Source organism: Herbidospora galbida (genome assembly GCF_005233835.1).
In the GTDB taxonomy this organism is placed as follows: Bacteria; Actinomycetota; Actinomycetes; order Streptosporangiales; family Streptosporangiaceae; genus Herbidospora; species Herbidospora galbida.
On the sequence record NZ_SZQA01000016.1, the window covers coordinates 51,987 to 68,542 of the forward strand.

Genomic DNA, 16,556 nt, shown 5'->3' on the forward strand with positions numbered 1-16,556 from the left:
GCATTCTTCCTAGGTTTGCCCAGCTCAGAGCTCACCGATCAAGAGACCGTAAACCACCGTGTCGGCTCTTCCGCCCGGAATCGGGATGGCCCCGCGCAGGACGCCTTCCTCGGCGAAACCGGCCTTCTCGGCCACTTTCCGGCTCGCCGTGTTCCCCTCGGCGATCAGCAGCTGCACCCGCGCGAACCCCTGGGCGAACAGGAAAGCGGTGAGGGTACGGGTGGCCTCGACGGCGTATCCCTGCCGCCGCGCCCACGGCGAGATCCAGTAGCCGACCTCGGCGTCGCCGCGTTCGCGGTCGGCCCGCACCACCGACACCGCCCCGGCCAGCCGCCCGCCCTCGACCGGTTCGAGCGCGTAGGTGACGCTCTGCCGCCGGTCGGTGTGGGCCTGGCGGGTGCTCCAGTCGAGCGCCTTCTCCAGCGTGTAGTCGACCGCCCACGGCATCCAGCGGGCGATCTCGGGGTCGTCGCGCACGGCGGCCAGCACGTCGAACGCATCGCGCTTGGCGAACGGCCGCAGCTCCAGCCGCTCGCCCGCCAGCCGGGAGGGGAACCCGCCCGGCCGGTCGCCGCGCAGTAACCCGAAGACGACCACGTCGTGGGGCCCGTCGTCTTCGAACCCGGCGCCGCGCAGCAGGCCCTCGCGGGTGAACCCGGCCTTCTCTGCGACCCTGATCGAGGCGGCGTTGCCCGCGATGGCGCGCAGTTCGACCCGCCGCAGCCGGGCCGTGCCGAGCGCCCAGGAGGCCAGCCCGCCGAGGGCCTCGGGGGCGTAGCCGTTGCCCCGGTGGGCGGGGTGGACGCCGTAGCCGACCTCGGTCGTGCCGGCCCCCCAGTGGGTCTTGAACAGGCTGATCGCCCCGACGATGCGGCCGTGGCGCTCGATCGCCAGGTGGATGCCCTGGCCCGACCGGCGCAGCTCGTGGACGCCGTTGACGAGCCACGAGACGATCCCGCCCGCGTAACCGGGGGCTCCCGGCGGCAGCGCGGTCGGGTGGGCGCCGTCCTGCACGATCGCCCTGACCTGGTCGTGGTCGGAGGGGCGGAAGTTCCGCAGGACGAGCCGATCGGTGGCGATGGACAGGCGCTCGTCGAACACGCCCCATACCGTACGACTACCCGATGACGATGACGACCTCGAGCGTGCGCGGACCGTGCACGCCCTCGACCCGGTTCAGCTCGATGTCGCTCGTCGCCGACGGCCCGCTGATCCAGGTGAGCGGCCGGGTCGCGTCGAGCCGGGCGATCGCGTCGGGGACGTTCGGCACGATCTGGTCGTCGCGGACCACGCACAGGTGGTAGTCGGGGATGAGCGTCTGCGCGCGGGTGCCCTGGCCGGGGCCGGCGTCCAGGACGATCGTGCCGGTCGCGGCGACGGCGACGGCGCAGGTGGAGATGACTCCGTCGGCTTCGCCTTGCGAGGGGGCGTACATGTCGGAGGGAAATCCTGCCGGAACGGTCAGCACCCTGCCCTTGGTGATCTCGGCGATCGTGGCCGCCACCTCGGCGCGCGGCACGACGTGCACGATCGCCTTGTAGTCGCGGACCCGCTCGGCGAACAGCTCCACGTCGCCCGGTTCGCCGGTCGCGCCCCGGTAGTCGCGGACGATCTCGGCGTCGGGCGCGCCCTCGACGGCCGAGCGGATGCGCCGCAGGATGACCTCGCGTGCCGCCGCGCTCATGACTCCCTGCTTTCCTGAGGCAGATTCACATCGGGAGCCACGGCCGGCCTTCGGCCGTCCGCGCCGCCCTCCCTGACCCACCAGTCGCGGAACGACTCGGCGGGGATCTCCGGCATGTCGCGGGTGTCGGTCCAGCCCGACAGCGGGCCGGGCAACCGTTTGGGCACGAGCCTGCGCATCCGCCCGCCGAACCGCTGCGCCTTGGCCAGCCGCTTCGAGCGGTTGAAGACCCACCCGGCGGCGGCCATGCCCGCCCTCTCGGTACGGGGGTGCCGCGCCTTCGCGCGCAGGTCGACGAGCACCGACGGGATGTCGATGGCGACCGGGCAGACCTCGTAGCAGGCGCCGCACAGCGACGACGCGTAGGGCAGCGACCGGTCGAGCTCGGTGTCCATGCCCCTGAGCTGCGGCGTCAGGATCGCTCCGATGGGCCCCGGGTAGACGGAGCCGTAGGCGTGCCCGCCGGCGCGCTCGTAGACGGGGCAGACGTTGAGGCAGGCGGAGCAGCGGATGCAGCGGAGCGCCTGGCGTCCCACCTTGTCGGCCAGCACGGAGGTGCGCCCGTTGTCGAGCAGCACGAGATGGAACTCCTGGCCCTCGGTCGCGCCGGTCCACATCGAGGTGTACGGGTTCATGCGCTCCCCCGTGGAGCTGCGCGGCAGCAGCTGGAGGAACACCTCCAGGTCCTGCCACGTGGGCAGCAGCTTCTCGATGCCGACCACGCTGATCAGGGTCTTGGGCAGCGTGAGGCACATGCGCCCGTTGCCCTCCGACTCCAGCACCACCAGCGTGCCGGTCTCGGCGATCATGAAGTTGGCCCCCGAGATGGCGACCTTGGCCTCCAGGAAGCGCTTGCGCAGGTAGAGCCGGGCCGCCTCGGCGAGGGCGCGCGGCTCGTCGGTCAGGTCCTTCGGCGCCCCGGCCATCTTCTTGAGGAAGAGCTCGCGGATCTCGGCCCGGTTGCGGTGGATCGCCGGGACCAGGATGTGCGACGGGAAGTCGTCGCCGAGCTGCACGATCAGCTCGGCGAGGTCGGTCTCGAACGCCTCGATGCCCTCTTCGGCGAGCGCCTCGTTGAGGCCGATCTCCATGGTGGCCATGGACTTGACCTTCACGACCTCGGTCTCGCCGGTGTCCTTGACCAGGCGGGCGACGATCCGGTTGGCCTCGGCCGCGTCGCGGGCCCAGTGGACGACGCCCCCGGCCGCGGTGACCTTCTCCTCCAGCTCGATCAGGTAGCGGTCGAGGTTGCGCAGCGTGTGGTCCTTGATGGTCTTTCCGGCCTGGCGGAGCTCGGCCCAGTCGTCGACCTCGCCCACCACCGCGGCGCGCTTGCCCCGGATCGTGTGGGTGGCCTTGCGCAGGTTGAACCTGAGCTGGCTGTTCTGCACGGCCTTGGCGGCGTTCTTCGGGAACGCGGGCATGCCGACGAAGACGCCGCTCATCCGGCGTTCTCCTCGGTCGACGCGAGGATCTCGGCGAGGTGGAGCACGCGTACCCCCGACTTCTGGCGTTTGAGGGTGCCGCCGATGTGCAGCAGGCACGAGTTGTCGGCGGCGCACAGCACCTCGGCGCCGGTCTTCATCACGTTGCCGATCTTGTCGGCGCACATCGCCGCGCTGACGTCGCGGTTCTTGACGGCGAAGGTGCCCCCGAAGCCGCAGCACTCCTCGGCGCCCGGGAGCGGTACCAGCTCCAGGCCCCGGACGTTCTCCAGCAGCGTGAAGGGCTTGTCGCCGACCTTGAGCCCGCGCAGGGAGTGGCACGTCGGGTGGTAGGTGACCTTGTGGGGGAAGTAGGCGCCCACGTCGGTCGTCTTCAGGACGTCCACCAGGAACTCCGACAGGTCGTAGACCTTGGGGACGTTCTCGATGTCCAGATGGGGATACTGCTCGCGGACCATCGCGGCGCACGAGCCGCTCGGCGCGACGACGGCGTCGTATCCGGCGAACGTGGCAGTGAACCGGTTGGCCAGCTTGACCGCCTCGTCGCGGTAGCCGGTGTTCAGGTGCATCTGGCCGCAGCACGTCTGGGCGAGGGGGAAGTCGACCTCGACGCCGAGCCGCCGCAGCAGCCCGACCGTCGCCTTCCCCGTGCCGGGGAAGATCGTGTCGTTGACACAGGTGATGAAGAGCGCGACCCGCACCGGGACTCCCGCAGGTATGGTCAGACCAAATATGGTCAGACCATACACCTTTCCGGCGGAAGGATCACGGTGCGGACCTTCGAAACGGTTCTGGCCCAAATCGAACAGCGAATCGCGGCCGACGGTTTGACGGTCGGCGACCGGCTGCCCGGGGAGCGGCAACTCGCCGAGCAGCTGCGGGTGAGCCGGTCGTCGGTGCGCGAGGCGCTGCGGGTGCTCGAAACGCTGGGCGTGGTGTCGTCGCAGGTCGGAAGGGGTCCCGACGCCGGGGCGGTGCTGATCTCACGGCCCGACGGGACGCTGGCCGACCTGCTGCGGCTGAACCTGGGGCTGACGACGATGTCGGCGCGGGAGGTCCTCGACACCCGGTTGATGATCGAGCGCTGGTCGGCCGCTCGGGTGACCTGGGCGCCCCCGGCGATGACGGAGGCCCTGGCCGCGATGGACCTCGCGGCCTCGCCCGAGGAGTTCGTGACCCACGACATCGCCTTCCACGTGGCGCTGACCGACGCGGCGGGCAACCGGCTGCTGTCGGCGGTGCTGCGGGCGCTGCGGGACGCGCTGGTGTCGAACGCGGTCGAGGCGGTGCGGAGACTGGGCCACACCGACGACCTCCAGGCCGACCACCGGCGGATCCACACGGCCGTCGAAGCGGGCGACGGCGAGGAGGCGGTCGAGGCGGTGACCGCTCACCTGGCCCGCGCCTATCCCGGCCTTTCGCCGATTCAGAACGTGTTCTAGTTTCGCGGTATGAAGCTGGGTCTGAACCTCGGTTACTGGCAGCGCACCCCCTCCGACGCGACCGCCCTCGTCCAGGCCGCCGAGCGGCTCGGCTACGACTCGGTGTGGACGGCCGAGGCCTACGGCAGCGACGCCTTCACCCCGCTGGCCTGGTACGGCGCCCGGACCTCACGCATCAAGCTGGGCACCTCGGTGGTGCAGCTCAGCGCCCGTACCCCCGCCGCCACCGCGATGACCGCGATGACGCTCGACCACCTCACCGGCGGCCGGCTGCTGCTCGGGATCGGGGCGTCGGGGCCGCAGGTGGTCGAGGGGTGGTACGGCGTCCCGTTCGCCCGGCCGCTGGCCCGGACCCGGGAGTACGTCGAGATCATGCGGAAGATCTGGCGGCGGGCGGAACCCGTGACCAACCACGGGCCGCACTACCCGCTGCCGCTCCCCCAGGGCAAGCCGCTCAAGCTGATCACGCACCCGTTGCGCGCGGACATCCCGGTCTACCTGGGCGCCGAAGGGCCGAAGAACGTCGCGCTGGCCGCCGAGATCGGGCAGGGCTGGCTGCCGCTGTTCGCCATCCCCTCCATGATCGAGTCCATGTACGGGGACGCGCTCGCCGCCCGTACGGAAAACTTCGACATCGCGGCCATGGTCATGGTGCTGATCACCGACGACGTCAGGGCGGGGCTCGACGTGGTCAAGATGATGCTGAGCCTGTACATCGGCGGCATGGGGTCGTCCAAGCGGAACTTCCACGCCGACATCATCGGCCGCATGGGGTTCGCCGAGGAGGCCGCCCACATCCAAAGCCTCTTCCTCGACGGACGCCGGGAGGAGGCCTTCGCCGCCATCCCCGACGCCCTGGCCGACGGGATCTCCCTGGTCGGCCCGCCGGGACGGATCAGGGAACGCCTGGCACCATGGCGGGACAGCCCGGTGACGAGCCTGCTCGTGATGGGCCCCAGAGACGAGGACGACCTGCGGACGATCAGGGATCTGGTCGCCGAATAGGGGTGGTGGCCGGGTGTTATCCAGGTGGGCGACGGTGGCGGCACTGTTTCTGCTGGTCGCGGGATGCGGCGAGGAGATCCCGCCCCAGACCGGAATCCCGGTCGCCCAGGCCTCGGACGGGCCGGCTCCCCCGGCCGCCGAGCCACCGCCCGTGGCCGAGTTCCGCACGCTCACCGGCTCCGACCCGGTCCCGATGCCGTTCGACCCCTACGTGATCCCGATGGACGGCATGGCCGAACTGGCCCTCGCGGTCGAGCAGGCGGCGTACGACTGCATGCACGAGCGAGGCCGGACGGGCTGGGAGAAGGGCATGATCAGGAACTGGAGCCCGCACGACTTCAACGAGTCCCCCTTCTACCCCTACCTCGACCCCGCCCGCGCGGCCGAGAAGGGCTACCCCCGGACCTCCCTCGATCCCGAACTGGTCGAGAAGGCCTCGGTCCGGCCGTCACGGGCGGCCACGGCCGACGAACTGGCCGCCTACAACGGCCCCGACGGATGTCACGAGTCGGCCAGAAAGCGGATCTACGACCCGCCACAGCTCGACGTGGACGTCCGCGCCCTGATCACCGACGCCAAGCTGAGCGCCGCCAGGGACACCCGGTTCATCCAGGCGGTCGAGTCGTGGCGGATCTGCATGGGCCGCCGGGGCTTCGCCTACCAGGACCCGCGCCTGCCGGCGATGAATCCCGCCTGGGAGTCCCGCACGGAAGACCAGCCGGCGGGCAAGGAGGAACGCCGCACCGCCCGCGCCGACGCCGAATGCCAGGCGGCGAGCAACGTGGCCGGGGTGTACGCCACCCTGCGCGCCGCCTACGAGCGGCGCAGCCTCGACGCGAACCGCGACCGCCTCGGCCCGTCACGTGAGGTGACCCGCCGGTGGCTGGCCAACGCCCACGCGATCCTGTCCTAGCCGGGCAGGTCCGACCAGCCCGACTCCAGGTAGGCGTAAGCCGTCCCCTTCTGGGCCGGGATCATCGTCGTGCCCGGCGGGGTGTCGACCGGCCGCTCGTCCTCGCCGTCGTAGACGTAGGCGAGGAGCTTCGCGGTGGCCGGGTCGACCACGAGCGTGTGGTCCCCCGTCGCGTCGGTGATCGAGAGGCCGGGTCTGCCGACCGGGTCCTTCGCGTTCTCGTCGAGGCGGAGCCCGTTCTGGTCGGCGAGGATGCGCAGGAGGGTGGCCCGGGTCGCGTTGGAGGCGGGCGAGGTCAGAATGTGGCGGGCGGCGGCGAAGGCGAACGCCCCCTTACCGGTCCCTTCGGGCCGGGCCTCGTCGAGCCACTTCTGGAGGGCGGCGCGATCGGCGGGGAGCTTCTTCAGATCCTCCTGCCGGACCTCCTTCGTCCCGATCCCCCAGGCCAGGACCATCCCCTTGAACGACCGCTCCGCGCCGACCGGGAGGCCGGGTTTGCCCTCGGCCCGCCAGGCCTTCCCGGCGCGCTCGTCGGCGAAGGTGGTCGCCACGTCCCGGACCGGGCCGATCCTGCCGTCGCGGCCGTCGTACCAGGTCTCGGCCGTCGAGGCGACGACCACGCCGTCCATCGGCGAGGTGAAGGTCCGGATCTTCTCGTGCCAGTACGTCCCGGTCTCCGCCGGCGTCCGCTCCAGCGTCTCGGCCCCGGCCAGCAGCACGCTGCGCGCGGTCAGCACGGGGGTGGCCGCCGGGACCGGGGCGGGCCGCTGGGCGACCGTCGTCGAGGGCGCGAACGCCACGAAGGCGGCGGCCGCCGCCGCGAGCAGGCCCGACGCCGCCAGCAGCGGGGTCCGGCGCCTGCGCGCGGGCCGCTCGGCGAAGGCCCTCGTCAGGTCGTCGGCACGCCTGGCCCGGTAGGACTCCTCGGTCACGTCGTCGGGCCGCAGGCTCTTCACGAGGTCGTCGATCATGATTGCTCCTGGAGGGTTCGGGGGCGCAGGGCCTCGGTGAGGCGGCGGCGCGCGCGGTGCAGGCGGACGGTGAACGTGCCGGTGGCGCAGCCGGCGATCTTCGCGGCCTCGCGGGGCGTCAGGCCGTACCAGCTGGTGAGGATCAGCGCCTCGGCGTCGGCCTCCGCCATCGCGGCGAGCACGATCAGCGCCGCCTCGCGTTCGGTGACCTGGTCGGCGACGTCGGGGGCGGCACGGGCCGGCAGGTAGGCGAGCAGCCGTTCGGCCCGGATGCCCGAGTCGCGCTGTTTGCGGAGCAGGTTCCTGGCCACGCCGAGCAGCCACGGCAGCGGCTCCGGCGGCAGGTCGGCCAGCCGCCGCCAGGCGATCAGGAAGGTCTCCCCCACGACGTCCTCGGCCGCGGCCCGGTCGGCGCGCAGCAGCGCGTACCCGAGGACGGCCCGGTAGTGCCGGTCGTAGAGGTCGGTGAATCGTGTCTCTGGATCGTCCACACCCAGTAGTCCCGCCAGTGGAGCCCGGATTACACATGACATCATTTCGGGCGTGAAGGTGCTGATAGCCGACGACCAGGAGCTGGTCCGCACGGGGTTTCGCATGATCCTCGACGCGCAGCCCGACATCGAGGTCGTGGCGACCGTGGCCGACGGCGCGGCGGCCGTCGCGGAGGCCCGCCGGCTGCGCCCCGACGTGTGCCTGCTCGACATCCGCATGCCGAAGCTCGACGGCATCGAGGTCACCCGCCTGCTGGCCGGTCCGGGCGTCCAAGACCCCATGCGGGTCGTCATCGTCACCACGTTCGACCTCGACGACTACGTCTACGGCGCGCTGCGGGCGGGAGCCTGCGGCTTCCTGCTGAAGGACAGCGGCCCCGCCCTGCTCATCGAAGCGGTCCGCGCCGCGGCGGCGGGCGACGCGCTGGTCTCCCCTTCGGTGACGGTACGGCTCCTCGCCCACCTCGCCCGTCCACGCCAGCCGGTCAGCCCGCCCGAATCGCTGACCGACCGGGAACTCGACGTGGTGCGCCTGGTCGCCCGTGGGCGGACCAACCAGGAGGTCGCCGCCGAGCTGTTCGTCTCGCTGTCGACGGTGAAGACGCACATGGCCAGCGTCCAGACCAAACTGGGCCTGCGGAACCGCGTCGAGGTCGCCGCGTGGGCCTGGGAGTCCGGTGTCGTGAGTTGACCGGATTAGCGGAGGTTCTCCCTGGAAACGAAGGGGTCAGGTAACACCGGGGGGAGAGTTCCGTGCGCATGCCACAGAGATCCGCGTTCGGGGTCTATGCCGCCCTGACCGGCCAGATCGCCTCCCTCGCGGCTTTGGTGGCCTTCGAGGAACTCCGGGGCCGCGACCTGGCCCTCCAGATAGCCGCCTTCGGCGGCGACCCGAAGGCCCCGGGAGCCGAGGCCGTCATCGGCGACGTGACCGTCTTCGCCGTCCTGGTGATGGCCGTGGTCGTGACGACCGCGGCCGCGGCGGCGGCCTACCTGAACTGGCTCGCGTCGGCGGCCCGCGTCCGGAAGCTGACCGCGACGGCGGCGTGGCTGGTCCCTCTCGTGAACCTGGTGGCCCCGGTGCTGCTGGCCGACCAGGCGTGGCGGGAACGCGCCAAAGACTCCCGCCTGCGCTGGCTCGTGCTGGTGAGCGCCTGGTGGGTGACGGGCCTGACGACGATCTCCCTGATCGTCGACAGCCACGCCTCCCACACCAACCTGACGGGCCTGGGCGTGCGCGAACTCACGGCGGCGGCGGTGACGGCCTTGCTGTGCGCGGCGACGGTCTGGGAGGTGTCCTCCCCGCGCACCGTCCGCCTCCCCCGTCAGGCGATCTCGGCGATCCGCTGATCACGCGACCTTGCCCGAGCTGCCCATGCTGGCGTGCCACAGCACCCGTTGCGGCTCCTTGACCCCCAGGTCGGCGTAGGGCGACAGCTCGTACCCGTTCTCGTAGGTGATCTTCTTGCCGCCGATGACCCCGCGTCCCTCCTCTGGACGGTCGGCGAGGATCTCCCTGACCGCCTCGACGCCGCGCGTCCGCCACACCCGGTCCAGGTCCGTCAGGTTCCAGGCGTGCAGGGCGCGCATCGAGATCCCCCGGCGGCCGGTACGCCGGATCACCCCCCGCGCCACCAGCAGCCACGACCCGAACACCGTCGCCGCCGTGTGGGCCTGGACCGACTCGAAGAACGTCAGGTCGACGGGGCCCGTCGAGTCGTCCAGGGTGGTGAAGATGACCCGCTGGCCCGACCGCACGGCCGGGGTCTGGGTCGCCACCTTCACCCCGGCGACCAGGATCTCCGCCCCGTTGCGCTGTTTCAGAAGGTCGCGCGACCGGACCACCCCCAGGGCGTCGAGGAAGTCGTCGTGGAAGGCGATCACGTGGCGGGTCACGTCCATGCCCAGGACGCTCAGCTCCGCCTCGACCGCTTCGGCCTCGCTCATCTCCGGGAGTTCCCCGGGCGCCACGTGGTCGGCGAAGCCCATCGGCAGCTGGCCCGAGCCCTGACCGCCCGCCCGGTCGAGGGCGCCCACCTGCGCCATCAGGTCGCGGCGGGTCAGGCGGCCGGGGCGCCAGCGGGGCTCGCCGGGGCGCAGGCCGTGGAGGGCGTCGAGGCCGCCGACCTCGATGACGTGCTCGGCCACCGGGCGGGACGGGCGGGCGCGCTCCCAGAAGTCGGCCATCGACACGTACGGCTGGCCGGCGATCATGCGGTCGACCTCGGCCTCGCTGATGCCCTTGATGGCCGAGAACGGGACGCGGAGGCCGTAGCCCCGGCCGAAGAGCGGCGGGTCGCCGGCGGCCGGGCCCAGTTTCTCCACGCGCCAGTCGCGGGCGGAGCGGTTGACGTCGAGCGGCAGGACCTCCACGCCGCACTGGCGGGCTTCGTCGAGGATGACGCGGTTGGGGTACATGCCCGGTTCGTGGGTGAGGACGCCGGCGAAGAAGGCCGCCGTGTGGTGGCGTTTCAGCCAGGCCGACTGGTAGGTCGGCAGGGCGAAGGCCGCCGCGTGGGCCTTGCAGAAGCCGAAGGCGCCGAACGCGTCGAGGACCCGCCAGGTCGCCTCGACCGTCGCGGCGTCGAACTCGGGGCGTACGTTCATCTCCCACCAGGTCCGGACCCGGGTGCGGCCCTCGGGTGAGGACAGTGAGCGGCGGATCTTCTCGGCCTGGGACAGGCCGCAGCCGGTCATGATGTCGACGATCTTCAGGACCTGCTCGTGGAAGACCACGACGCCGTTGGTCTCGGCCAGCGCGGACCGCAGCTCGGCGTGGGGGTAGACGGCCGCGCGGAAGCCGTGCCGCGACTCCAGGTAGGGGGTCACCATGTCGGAGTTGACCGGGCCGGGGCGGAACAGCGAGATGTCCACGATCAGGTCGTGCATGGTGCGGGGTTCGAGCTTGGCGACGAGTTCGCGCTGGCCGGGCGACTCGATCTGGAAGCAGCCGATGGTCCGGCTCTCGCGCACCATGTCGTACGTCGCCGCGTCGTCGTGCGGGACCTCGTCGAGGGCCACGTCGGTGTCGTCGACCCGCTTGATCTCGCCGAGCGCGTAGGCCAGGGCCGACTGCATCCGCACCCCCAGGACGTCGAGCTTCAGCAGCCCGGCGTCCTCGACGTCGTCCTTGTCGAACTGCGACATGGGGAACTCCAGCAGGCTGCGTTCGACCGGGGTGCGGCCGCGCAGGCCCATGTTGCCGACCAGCACGCCGCACGGGTGGAGGGCGATGTGCCGGGGCAGGCCGTCGAGGCGTTCGGCCAGCCGGAAGACCGTCTCCAGGGCCCGGCCGCCCAGGCCGCTGTCGCGCAGTTCGGGCAGGTCGTCCAGGGCCGCCCGGATCTGCTTGGCCCTGACATGGGGGAACGCCTTGGCGATGGCGTCGATCTCGTGCGGCGGCAGGCCCATCGCGGCCCCCACGTCGCGGATGGCGCTGCGGGCCCGGTAGGTCTCCATCATCGACACGCAGGCGACGCGCGACTCCCCGTACCGGTCGAGGATGGCCCGGTAGCAGTCGAGGCGCCGGGCCGACTCGACGTCGACGTCGATGTCGGGCAGCCCGACGCGGCCCTCGGACAGGAAGCGCTCCATCAGGAGGCCGTGGTCGATCGGGTTGACCTCGCCGATCTTGATCAGGTAGTTCACCAGGCTGCCCGCGCCCGAGCCCCTGATCGCGCAGCGGATACCCATGCCGCGGATCATGTCGGTGATCCCGGCGACCGCGACGAAGTAGCCCGACAGGCGCTTCTTCTCGATGATGGCCAGTTCGGCGGCCAGGCGCTCGCGCGCCTCCCGCGACCGGCCGAGACCGCGGTCGAGCAGGCCGTCTTCGCAGCGGTGGCGCAGCAGTGGGACCGGGTCGCTCCCGATCTCCGGCAGGTGCAGCCGGGGGTCGACCTCGTCGATCAGCGGCACGATCTCGACCGGGTCGAGCACGCACGCCTCGGCCGCGCGCCGCGTCACGCCCAGCAGCCGGGTCGCCCGCGCCCCGTCGCCGCCGCACACGCGCAGGGCGACGCGGCCCATCTCCTCGGCGTTCTTCAGGTAGGCGTGCGACGACGACTCCACGTGCCGTCCGTGCAGCGGGACGAGTTTCCTGGCCGCGTCGAGCACGTTGCCGACCTGGTAGTCGGCCGGGTCGAGGTGCCTGACCGCGTTGGTGAGGATCGCGGGCAGCCCGAGGGAGTCGGCCAGGGCGAGCAGGTGGGTGGCGGTGTTGACGTCGCGGTAGCCGTAGAGGTCGACGATCTCCACGGCGGTGCCCGGCACCGCCGCGCGCCAGCGCTGCAGCAGGTCACGGGCCTGCTGGTCGCGGCGGGCGGCGACCGCGCGGCCGACCTCGGAGCGCGGGCCGAGCAGCACGATCAGGCGGCCGTCGGCGGCGTGGCGGCCGACCAGGTCCATGGTGACCCGGGGCGTGCCGCGCTCGCCCGCGTAGTGGGCGGCGGTGACCAGGCGGCACAGATCGGACCATCCGTCGCGTCTGGCCAGGACGACGATCCGGTCGTCCTCGTCGGACCCTGAGCCGGACCTTGAGCCGGACCTTGAGCCGGCCCCTGAGCCGGACCCTGAGCCGGACAGGGCCAGGTCGACGCCGACGATCGCGCCGATGCCCGCCTCGTGGCAGGCCCGGACGTGCTTGATCGCGCCGTAGAGGCCGTCGCGGTCGGTCAGCGCGAGGGCGTCCATGCCGTGCTCGACCGCCCTCTTCACGAGGGCCGGCGGGAAGGCGGAGCCGTAGCGCAGCGAATAGGCGGAGGCGACGTGGAGGTGCTGGAACGGTCCCATCAGTCCCACGCCCGCAGCATCAGCCACGCGTCGGTGGCGGTGTCGTAGCGCAGTTCGTAGGTGCCCGACTGCGCCTCCACCCGCCAGAAGCGGCGTTCGCCGGGGTCGGTGGCGGAGGTCTTCCACCATTCCCGGGCGACCACCCAGTGGTCGAGGATCTGCCGGACCACATAAAGCCGGTCACGCCAGACGAACCTGACGGGCTGGCCGTCTCGGACCCACACCTCGATCGGATCGCCATACAGTCTGCTCACGGACCTTCTCCCGATGGCTCCCAGTTGCCTGCGATCGCCACCCGGGGGAAGGGGCGGGCGGTGCTGTATCGAACATATGTTCTCAGGGCGTTGAACGCAAGTTCGAACGTCAGGGTATGACGTAGTTCATTTCCCCCGGTTTCTGTACGGTGGGTCGTCGTGGCGAACGAACCTCAGCAGATAGGGCCTTATCGCATCACCGGCCGGCTCGGCCGGGGCGGCATGGGCACCGTCTACCTCGGCCAGGACGAATCCGGCCGGAAGGTCGCCGTGAAGGTGATCAACACCGAGTACAGCCAGAACGAGAACTTCCGGGTGAGGTTCCGCCGCGAGGCCGAGTCGGCCCAGCGGGTACGCCGCTTCTGCACCGCCGCCGTGCTCGCCGCCGACCTCGACGGCGAGCAGCTCTACGTCGTCACCGAATACGTCGAGGGCCCCAACCTCGAACAGGCCGTGGAGAGGTCGGGCCCGCTGACCGGGTCGAGCCTGGAGGCCCTGGCGGTCGGCGTGGCCACCGCCCTCACCGCCATCCACGCCGCCGGGATCGTCCACCGCGACCTCAAGCCCTCCAACGTGCTGCTGTCCCCCGTCGGCCCCCGGGTGATCGACTTCGGCATCGCCCGCGCGCTCGACACCTTCGGCGGGGTCACCCACACCGGCGAGCTCGTCGGCACCCCCCGGTACATGGCGCCCGAGGTGCTGCGCGGCGAGGCGATCTCACCCGCGTGCGACGTGTTCTCGTGGGGCTGCCTGGTGGCGTTCGCGGCCAGCGGCCGGGCCCCGTTCAACGGCGAGGCGCTGCCCGCCGTGATCTTCCAGGTGCTCAACGCCGAGCCGGTGCTCGACAACCTCGAACCGCAGATGCGCCAGCTGGTGCTGGCCGCGCTCGACAAGGACCCGCGCAACCGCCCGTCCGCCCAGCAGCTCCTCGACAGCATGGTCGGCCGGGTCACCCCGGAGATCGCCCAGCACACGGTGGCCCAGACCTGGAAGCAGAGCGCGCCGCTGCGCCGCCGCCCGGCCAACCGGGGCCGGCTGGTCGCGGGGGTCGCCGTCGCGGCGGCGATCGCGGTGACGGCCGGGGTCATCGGGGTGCGCGCCCTGGCCGGACCGGGCGGCCCGCCGACCGGCCTGGGCACCCTCTACCAGGAGGACTTCACCACCAACGGCGACTGGCCCGGCACCTACGACCCCGACTCCGGTTACGGCTACGGCTACACCCCCCAGGGCACCTACGCGATCGACCTGAACGCCGACAACCCCGAGAGCCTCACCGCCGCGCCGATCCCGTTCGTCGCGAAGCAGGAGGCGACCCCCGGCCCGTCGCCGACCCCGGTCACCCCGCTCGGCCTGCTCATCGGCGTCGACGTCCAGACCCAGGACCCGGTCGGCAGCGGCGAATACGGCCTCTTCTGCCGCGCGACCAAGGACAACTACAAGGACAACCGCTACGAGTTCCTGCTGACCAGCTCCGGCGAGGCCCGCATCCGCCGGGTCTCCGGAGGTTCGGGCGGGATCATCGCCGACGGCGTCGTCGAGGGGCTGACCGACAAGCTCAACCTGTACGTCTCCTGCGAGCCCGGCGAGGGCAAGTCGGTCCAGCTGCAGATGTGGGTCAACGGGAACCCGGTGCTGTCGGCCACCGACACCAACGGCCTGCCCAGCGGCGACGTCGGCGTCGTCGGCCGGGTGCAGCCCGACGGGGAGTCGTCGCTCCGGCTGACCATCGACAACTTCGTGCTCCGAGGCGAGCTGGACGGGTAGAAAAGGCGCCATGCAAGCGATCATCGTCACCACACCAGGCGGCTCATCGGCTCTCGACTACGCGGAGGTGCCCGACCCCGTGCCCGGGGAGGGCCAGGCGCTGGTCGAGGTCGCCGCGAGCGGCGTCAACTTCATCGACGTCTACCACCGCGAGGGCCGCTACCCGCTTCCCACTCCGTTCGTCCCGGGCTCCGAGGGGGCCGGCACGGTCCTCGCCGTCGGCCCCGGCGTCACCGAGGTCGCCGTGGGCGACCGGGTGGCCTGGGCCAACATCATCGGCAGCTACGCCGAGAAGCAGCTCGTCCCGGCCGAACGGCTGGTGCCGGTCCCCGACGGGCTCGACCTCGACCTGGCGGCCGCGGTGCTGCTCCAGGGCATGACGGCCCACTACCTGACCCACGCGACCCACGAGGTGCGCGAGGGCGACGTCGTGCTGGTCCACGCCGCCGCCGGGGGCATGGGGCTGCTGCTGACCCAGACGGCCAAGATGCGCGGCGCCCACGTGATCGCCACCGTCTCCTCCGACGCCAAGGAGGAGCTCGCGCGCGCGGCCGGGGCCGACGAGGTCCTCCGCTACGAAGACGTGGCCGCGAACGTGCGGAAGCGCTGTCATGTCGTGTACGACGGCGTCGGCGCCGCCACCTTCGAGGACTCCCTGGCGGCCCTGCGCCCGAGGGGCCTGCTGGCCCTCTACGGCGCCGCCAGCGGCCCGGTCCCCCCGTTCGACCTCCAGCGCCTGAACGCGGCCGGGTCGCTGTTCGTCACCCGCCCGACCCTGGGCCATTACGTGACCACCCGCGCCGAACTGCTGGAGCGGGCCGAAGACGTCCTGGGCTGGGTCGCCGACGGGTCGCTCGACGTGACGATCTATCACCGCTATCCCCTGGCCGAGGCCCGCCGGGCCCACGACGACCTGGAAGGCCGCCGGACGACCGGCAAATTGCTCCTCATTCCCTGATTTAGGTTGGAAGACGTGAACCAGACGGCGTTCGTACTCGGTGGCGGCGGGGTCCTCGGCGCCCACGAGGTGGGCATGCTGCGCGCCCTCGCGGAGGCCGGGATCAAGCCCGACCTCATCGTCGGCACCTCGGTGGGGGCGCTGAACGGGGTCGTCCTGGCGGCCAACCCGACCGACGCCGTCGACCGGCTCAGCGAGCTCTGGAGCACCCACATCGTGCGGACCGCGTTCGCCGGTTCGTGGATGACCCGCCTGTCCACCCTGGCCCGGACCGGCACCCACCTCCACCCGATCGACCCGCTGCGCCGCCTGCTGGGGGGCCATCTGCCCGACACGTTCGAGGAGCTGGAAGTCCCTTTCCAGTGCGTCGCCGCGTCGATCCAGAAGGCCCGCGCCCACTGGTTCACCAAGGGCCCGCTCGCCGACGCGGTGCTCGCCTCCTGCGCGGTGCCCGGCCTGCTGCCGCCCGTGCGCATCGACGGCGAGCACTTCGTCGACGGGGGGCTGGTGCACAGCATCCCCGTCGGCCGGGCGGTGGCCATGGGGGCGACCCGCATCTTCGTCCTGCACGTCGGCCGGATCGAGCGGCCGCTCGAACCCCCGGCGAAGCCGTGGGAGGTCGGCCTGGTCGCCTTCGAGATCGCCCGCCGCCACCGCTTCGCCGAAGAGATGGCCTCGCTGTCCGACGACATCGAGGTCCACGTGATGCCGGCGGCCTTCGGGGGCCGTCCCGGCCTGTCCGACCTCCGCTACCGGGACGCCTCCCGGATCGCCCGCCACGCGGGCCGCGCCTACGAGGCCTCCGCCGCCTATTTGGCAGAACTATGAACTGAAGCGA

The 16,556-nt window shown here is 71.7% G+C and carries 16 protein-coding genes; 8 read left to right on the plus strand and 8 right to left on the minus strand.

Annotation, left to right across the window (positions count from 1 at the left end; all coding sequences use genetic code 11):
* Window positions 1–24: 24 nt before the first annotated feature.
* Genes FDA94_RS17765 through FDA94_RS17780 form a run of 4 tightly spaced genes read right to left on the minus strand, consistent with a single transcriptional unit; the run spans window position 25 to window position 3,830 of the window.
* Window positions 25–1,101: a GNAT family N-acetyltransferase gene (locus tag FDA94_RS17765; protein WP_137248192.1), complete on the minus strand. Its 1,077-nt coding sequence runs from the start codon at window positions 1,099–1,101 to the stop codon at window positions 25–27.
* 16 nt (window positions 1,102–1,117) lie between these two features.
* Entirely contained in the window at window positions 1,118–1,684 is a 567-nt protein-coding gene (locus tag FDA94_RS17770) for a LutC/YkgG family protein (RefSeq protein WP_170990996.1), read from the minus strand.
* On the minus strand, window positions 1,681–3,129 hold the full coding sequence (locus FDA94_RS17775; RefSeq protein ID WP_137248193.1) for a lactate utilization protein B: 1,449 nt from the start codon (window positions 3,127–3,129) through the stop codon (window positions 1,681–1,683). Before FDA94_RS17775 ends, FDA94_RS17770 begins: the two co-directional genes overlap by 4 nt.
* Window positions 3,126–3,830 carry a (Fe-S)-binding protein gene (locus tag FDA94_RS17780; RefSeq protein ID WP_137248194.1) on the minus strand — a complete coding sequence of 235 codons (705 nt, stop codon included), beginning with the start codon at window positions 3,828–3,830 and terminating at the stop codon, window positions 3,126–3,128. Before FDA94_RS17780 ends, FDA94_RS17775 begins: the two co-directional genes overlap by 4 nt.
* 69 nt (window positions 3,831–3,899) lie before the next feature.
* Between FDA94_RS17780 and FDA94_RS17785 the strand changes: the two genes are divergently transcribed.
* The 3 genes from FDA94_RS17785 to FDA94_RS17795 are packed head-to-tail and all read left to right on the plus strand — an operon-like array spanning window position 3,900 to window position 6,489.
* A complete protein-coding gene (locus FDA94_RS17785) occupies window positions 3,900–4,571 on the plus strand; it encodes a FadR/GntR family transcriptional regulator (protein WP_246059999.1) in 672 nt (223 codons plus the stop codon).
* 9 nt (window positions 4,572–4,580) lie between these two features.
* Window positions 4,581–5,576: an LLM class F420-dependent oxidoreductase gene (locus tag FDA94_RS17790; RefSeq protein WP_137248195.1), complete on the plus strand. Its 996-nt coding sequence runs from the start codon at window positions 4,581–4,583 to the stop codon at window positions 5,574–5,576.
* Between the two features lie 34 nt (window positions 5,577–5,610).
* Entirely contained in the window at window positions 5,611–6,489 is an 879-nt protein-coding gene (locus tag FDA94_RS17795) for a hypothetical protein (RefSeq protein WP_137248196.1), read from the plus strand.
* Here FDA94_RS17795 and FDA94_RS17800 read toward each other — a convergent pair.
* Window positions 6,486–7,460, minus strand: a complete 975-nt coding sequence (locus tag FDA94_RS17800; protein WP_137248197.1) for a CU044_5270 family protein — start codon at window positions 7,458–7,460, stop codon at window positions 6,486–6,488. The genes FDA94_RS17795 and FDA94_RS17800 overlap by 4 nt on opposite strands.
* Complete coding sequence (locus FDA94_RS17805; RefSeq protein WP_212735373.1) at window positions 7,457–7,951, minus strand: RNA polymerase sigma factor; 495 nt, start codon at window positions 7,949–7,951, stop codon at window positions 7,457–7,459. The genes FDA94_RS17800 and FDA94_RS17805 overlap by 4 nt, the downstream gene beginning before the upstream one ends.
* A 58-nt stretch (window positions 7,952–8,009) precedes the next feature.
* Between FDA94_RS17805 and FDA94_RS17810 the strand changes: the two genes are divergently transcribed.
* A complete protein-coding gene (locus FDA94_RS17810; RefSeq protein ID WP_137248284.1) occupies window positions 8,010–8,642 on the plus strand; it encodes a response regulator in 633 nt (210 codons plus the stop codon).
* A 68-nt stretch (window positions 8,643–8,710) separates the two neighbouring features.
* On the plus strand, window positions 8,711–9,301 hold the full coding sequence (locus tag FDA94_RS17815) for a hypothetical protein (protein ID WP_137248199.1): 591 nt from the start codon (window positions 8,711–8,713) through the stop codon (window positions 9,299–9,301).
* Here the strand turns inward: FDA94_RS17815 and FDA94_RS17820 are convergent, their stop codons facing one another.
* Both FDA94_RS17820 and FDA94_RS17825 read right to left on the minus strand, forming a co-directional pair.
* Window positions 9,302–12,742: a DNA polymerase III subunit alpha gene (locus FDA94_RS17820; protein WP_137248285.1), complete on the minus strand. Its 3,441-nt coding sequence runs from the start codon at window positions 12,740–12,742 to the stop codon at window positions 9,302–9,304.
* Window positions 12,742–12,996: a DUF6504 family protein gene (locus FDA94_RS17825; RefSeq protein WP_137248200.1), complete on the minus strand. Its 255-nt coding sequence runs from the start codon at window positions 12,994–12,996 to the stop codon at window positions 12,742–12,744. Before FDA94_RS17825 ends, FDA94_RS17820 begins: the two co-directional genes overlap by 1 nt.
* A 159-nt stretch (window positions 12,997–13,155) precedes the next feature.
* Between FDA94_RS17825 and FDA94_RS17830 the strand changes: the two genes are divergently transcribed.
* The 3 genes from FDA94_RS17830 to FDA94_RS17840 are packed head-to-tail and all read left to right on the plus strand — an operon-like array spanning window position 13,156 to window position 16,546.
* Window positions 13,156–14,760, plus strand: coding sequence for a serine/threonine-protein kinase (locus tag FDA94_RS17830; RefSeq protein WP_246060002.1), 1,605 nt, complete (start codon window positions 13,156–13,158; stop codon window positions 14,758–14,760).
* A gap of 10 nt (window positions 14,761–14,770) precedes the next feature.
* Window positions 14,771–15,718 carry a quinone oxidoreductase family protein gene (locus FDA94_RS17835; RefSeq protein ID WP_137248201.1) on the plus strand — a complete coding sequence of 316 codons (948 nt, stop codon included), beginning with the start codon at window positions 14,771–14,773 and terminating at the stop codon, window positions 15,716–15,718.
* Window positions 15,719–15,733: 15 nt separating this feature from the next.
* Window positions 15,734–16,546, plus strand: coding sequence for a patatin-like phospholipase family protein (locus FDA94_RS17840; RefSeq protein WP_137248202.1), 813 nt, complete (start codon window positions 15,734–15,736; stop codon window positions 16,544–16,546).
* Window positions 16,547–16,556: the final 10 nt, after the last annotated feature.

Coding starts and splice junctions, on each gene's coding strand:
- FDA94_RS17770 (WP_170990996.1), bottom strand. CDS start 1,684: ATGAGCGCGGCGGCACGCGAGGTCATCCTGCGGCGCATCCGCTCGGCC.
- FDA94_RS17775 (WP_137248193.1), bottom strand. CDS start 3,129: ATGAGCGGCGTCTTCGTCGGCATGCCCGCGTTCCCGAAGAACGCCGCC.
- FDA94_RS17790 (WP_137248195.1), top strand. CDS start 4,581: ATGAAGCTGGGTCTGAACCTCGGTTACTGGCAGCGCACCCCCTCCGAC.
- FDA94_RS17800 (WP_137248197.1), bottom strand. CDS start 7,460: ATGATCGACGACCTCGTGAAGAGCCTGCGGCCCGACGACGTGACCGAG.
- FDA94_RS17815 (WP_137248199.1), top strand. CDS start 8,711: ATGCCACAGAGATCCGCGTTCGGGGTCTATGCCGCCCTGACCGGCCAG.
- FDA94_RS17820 (WP_137248285.1), bottom strand. CDS start 12,742: ATGGGACCGTTCCAGCACCTCCACGTCGCCTCCGCCTATTCGCTGCGC.
- FDA94_RS17835 (WP_137248201.1), top strand. CDS start 14,771: ATGCAAGCGATCATCGTCACCACACCAGGCGGCTCATCGGCTCTCGAC.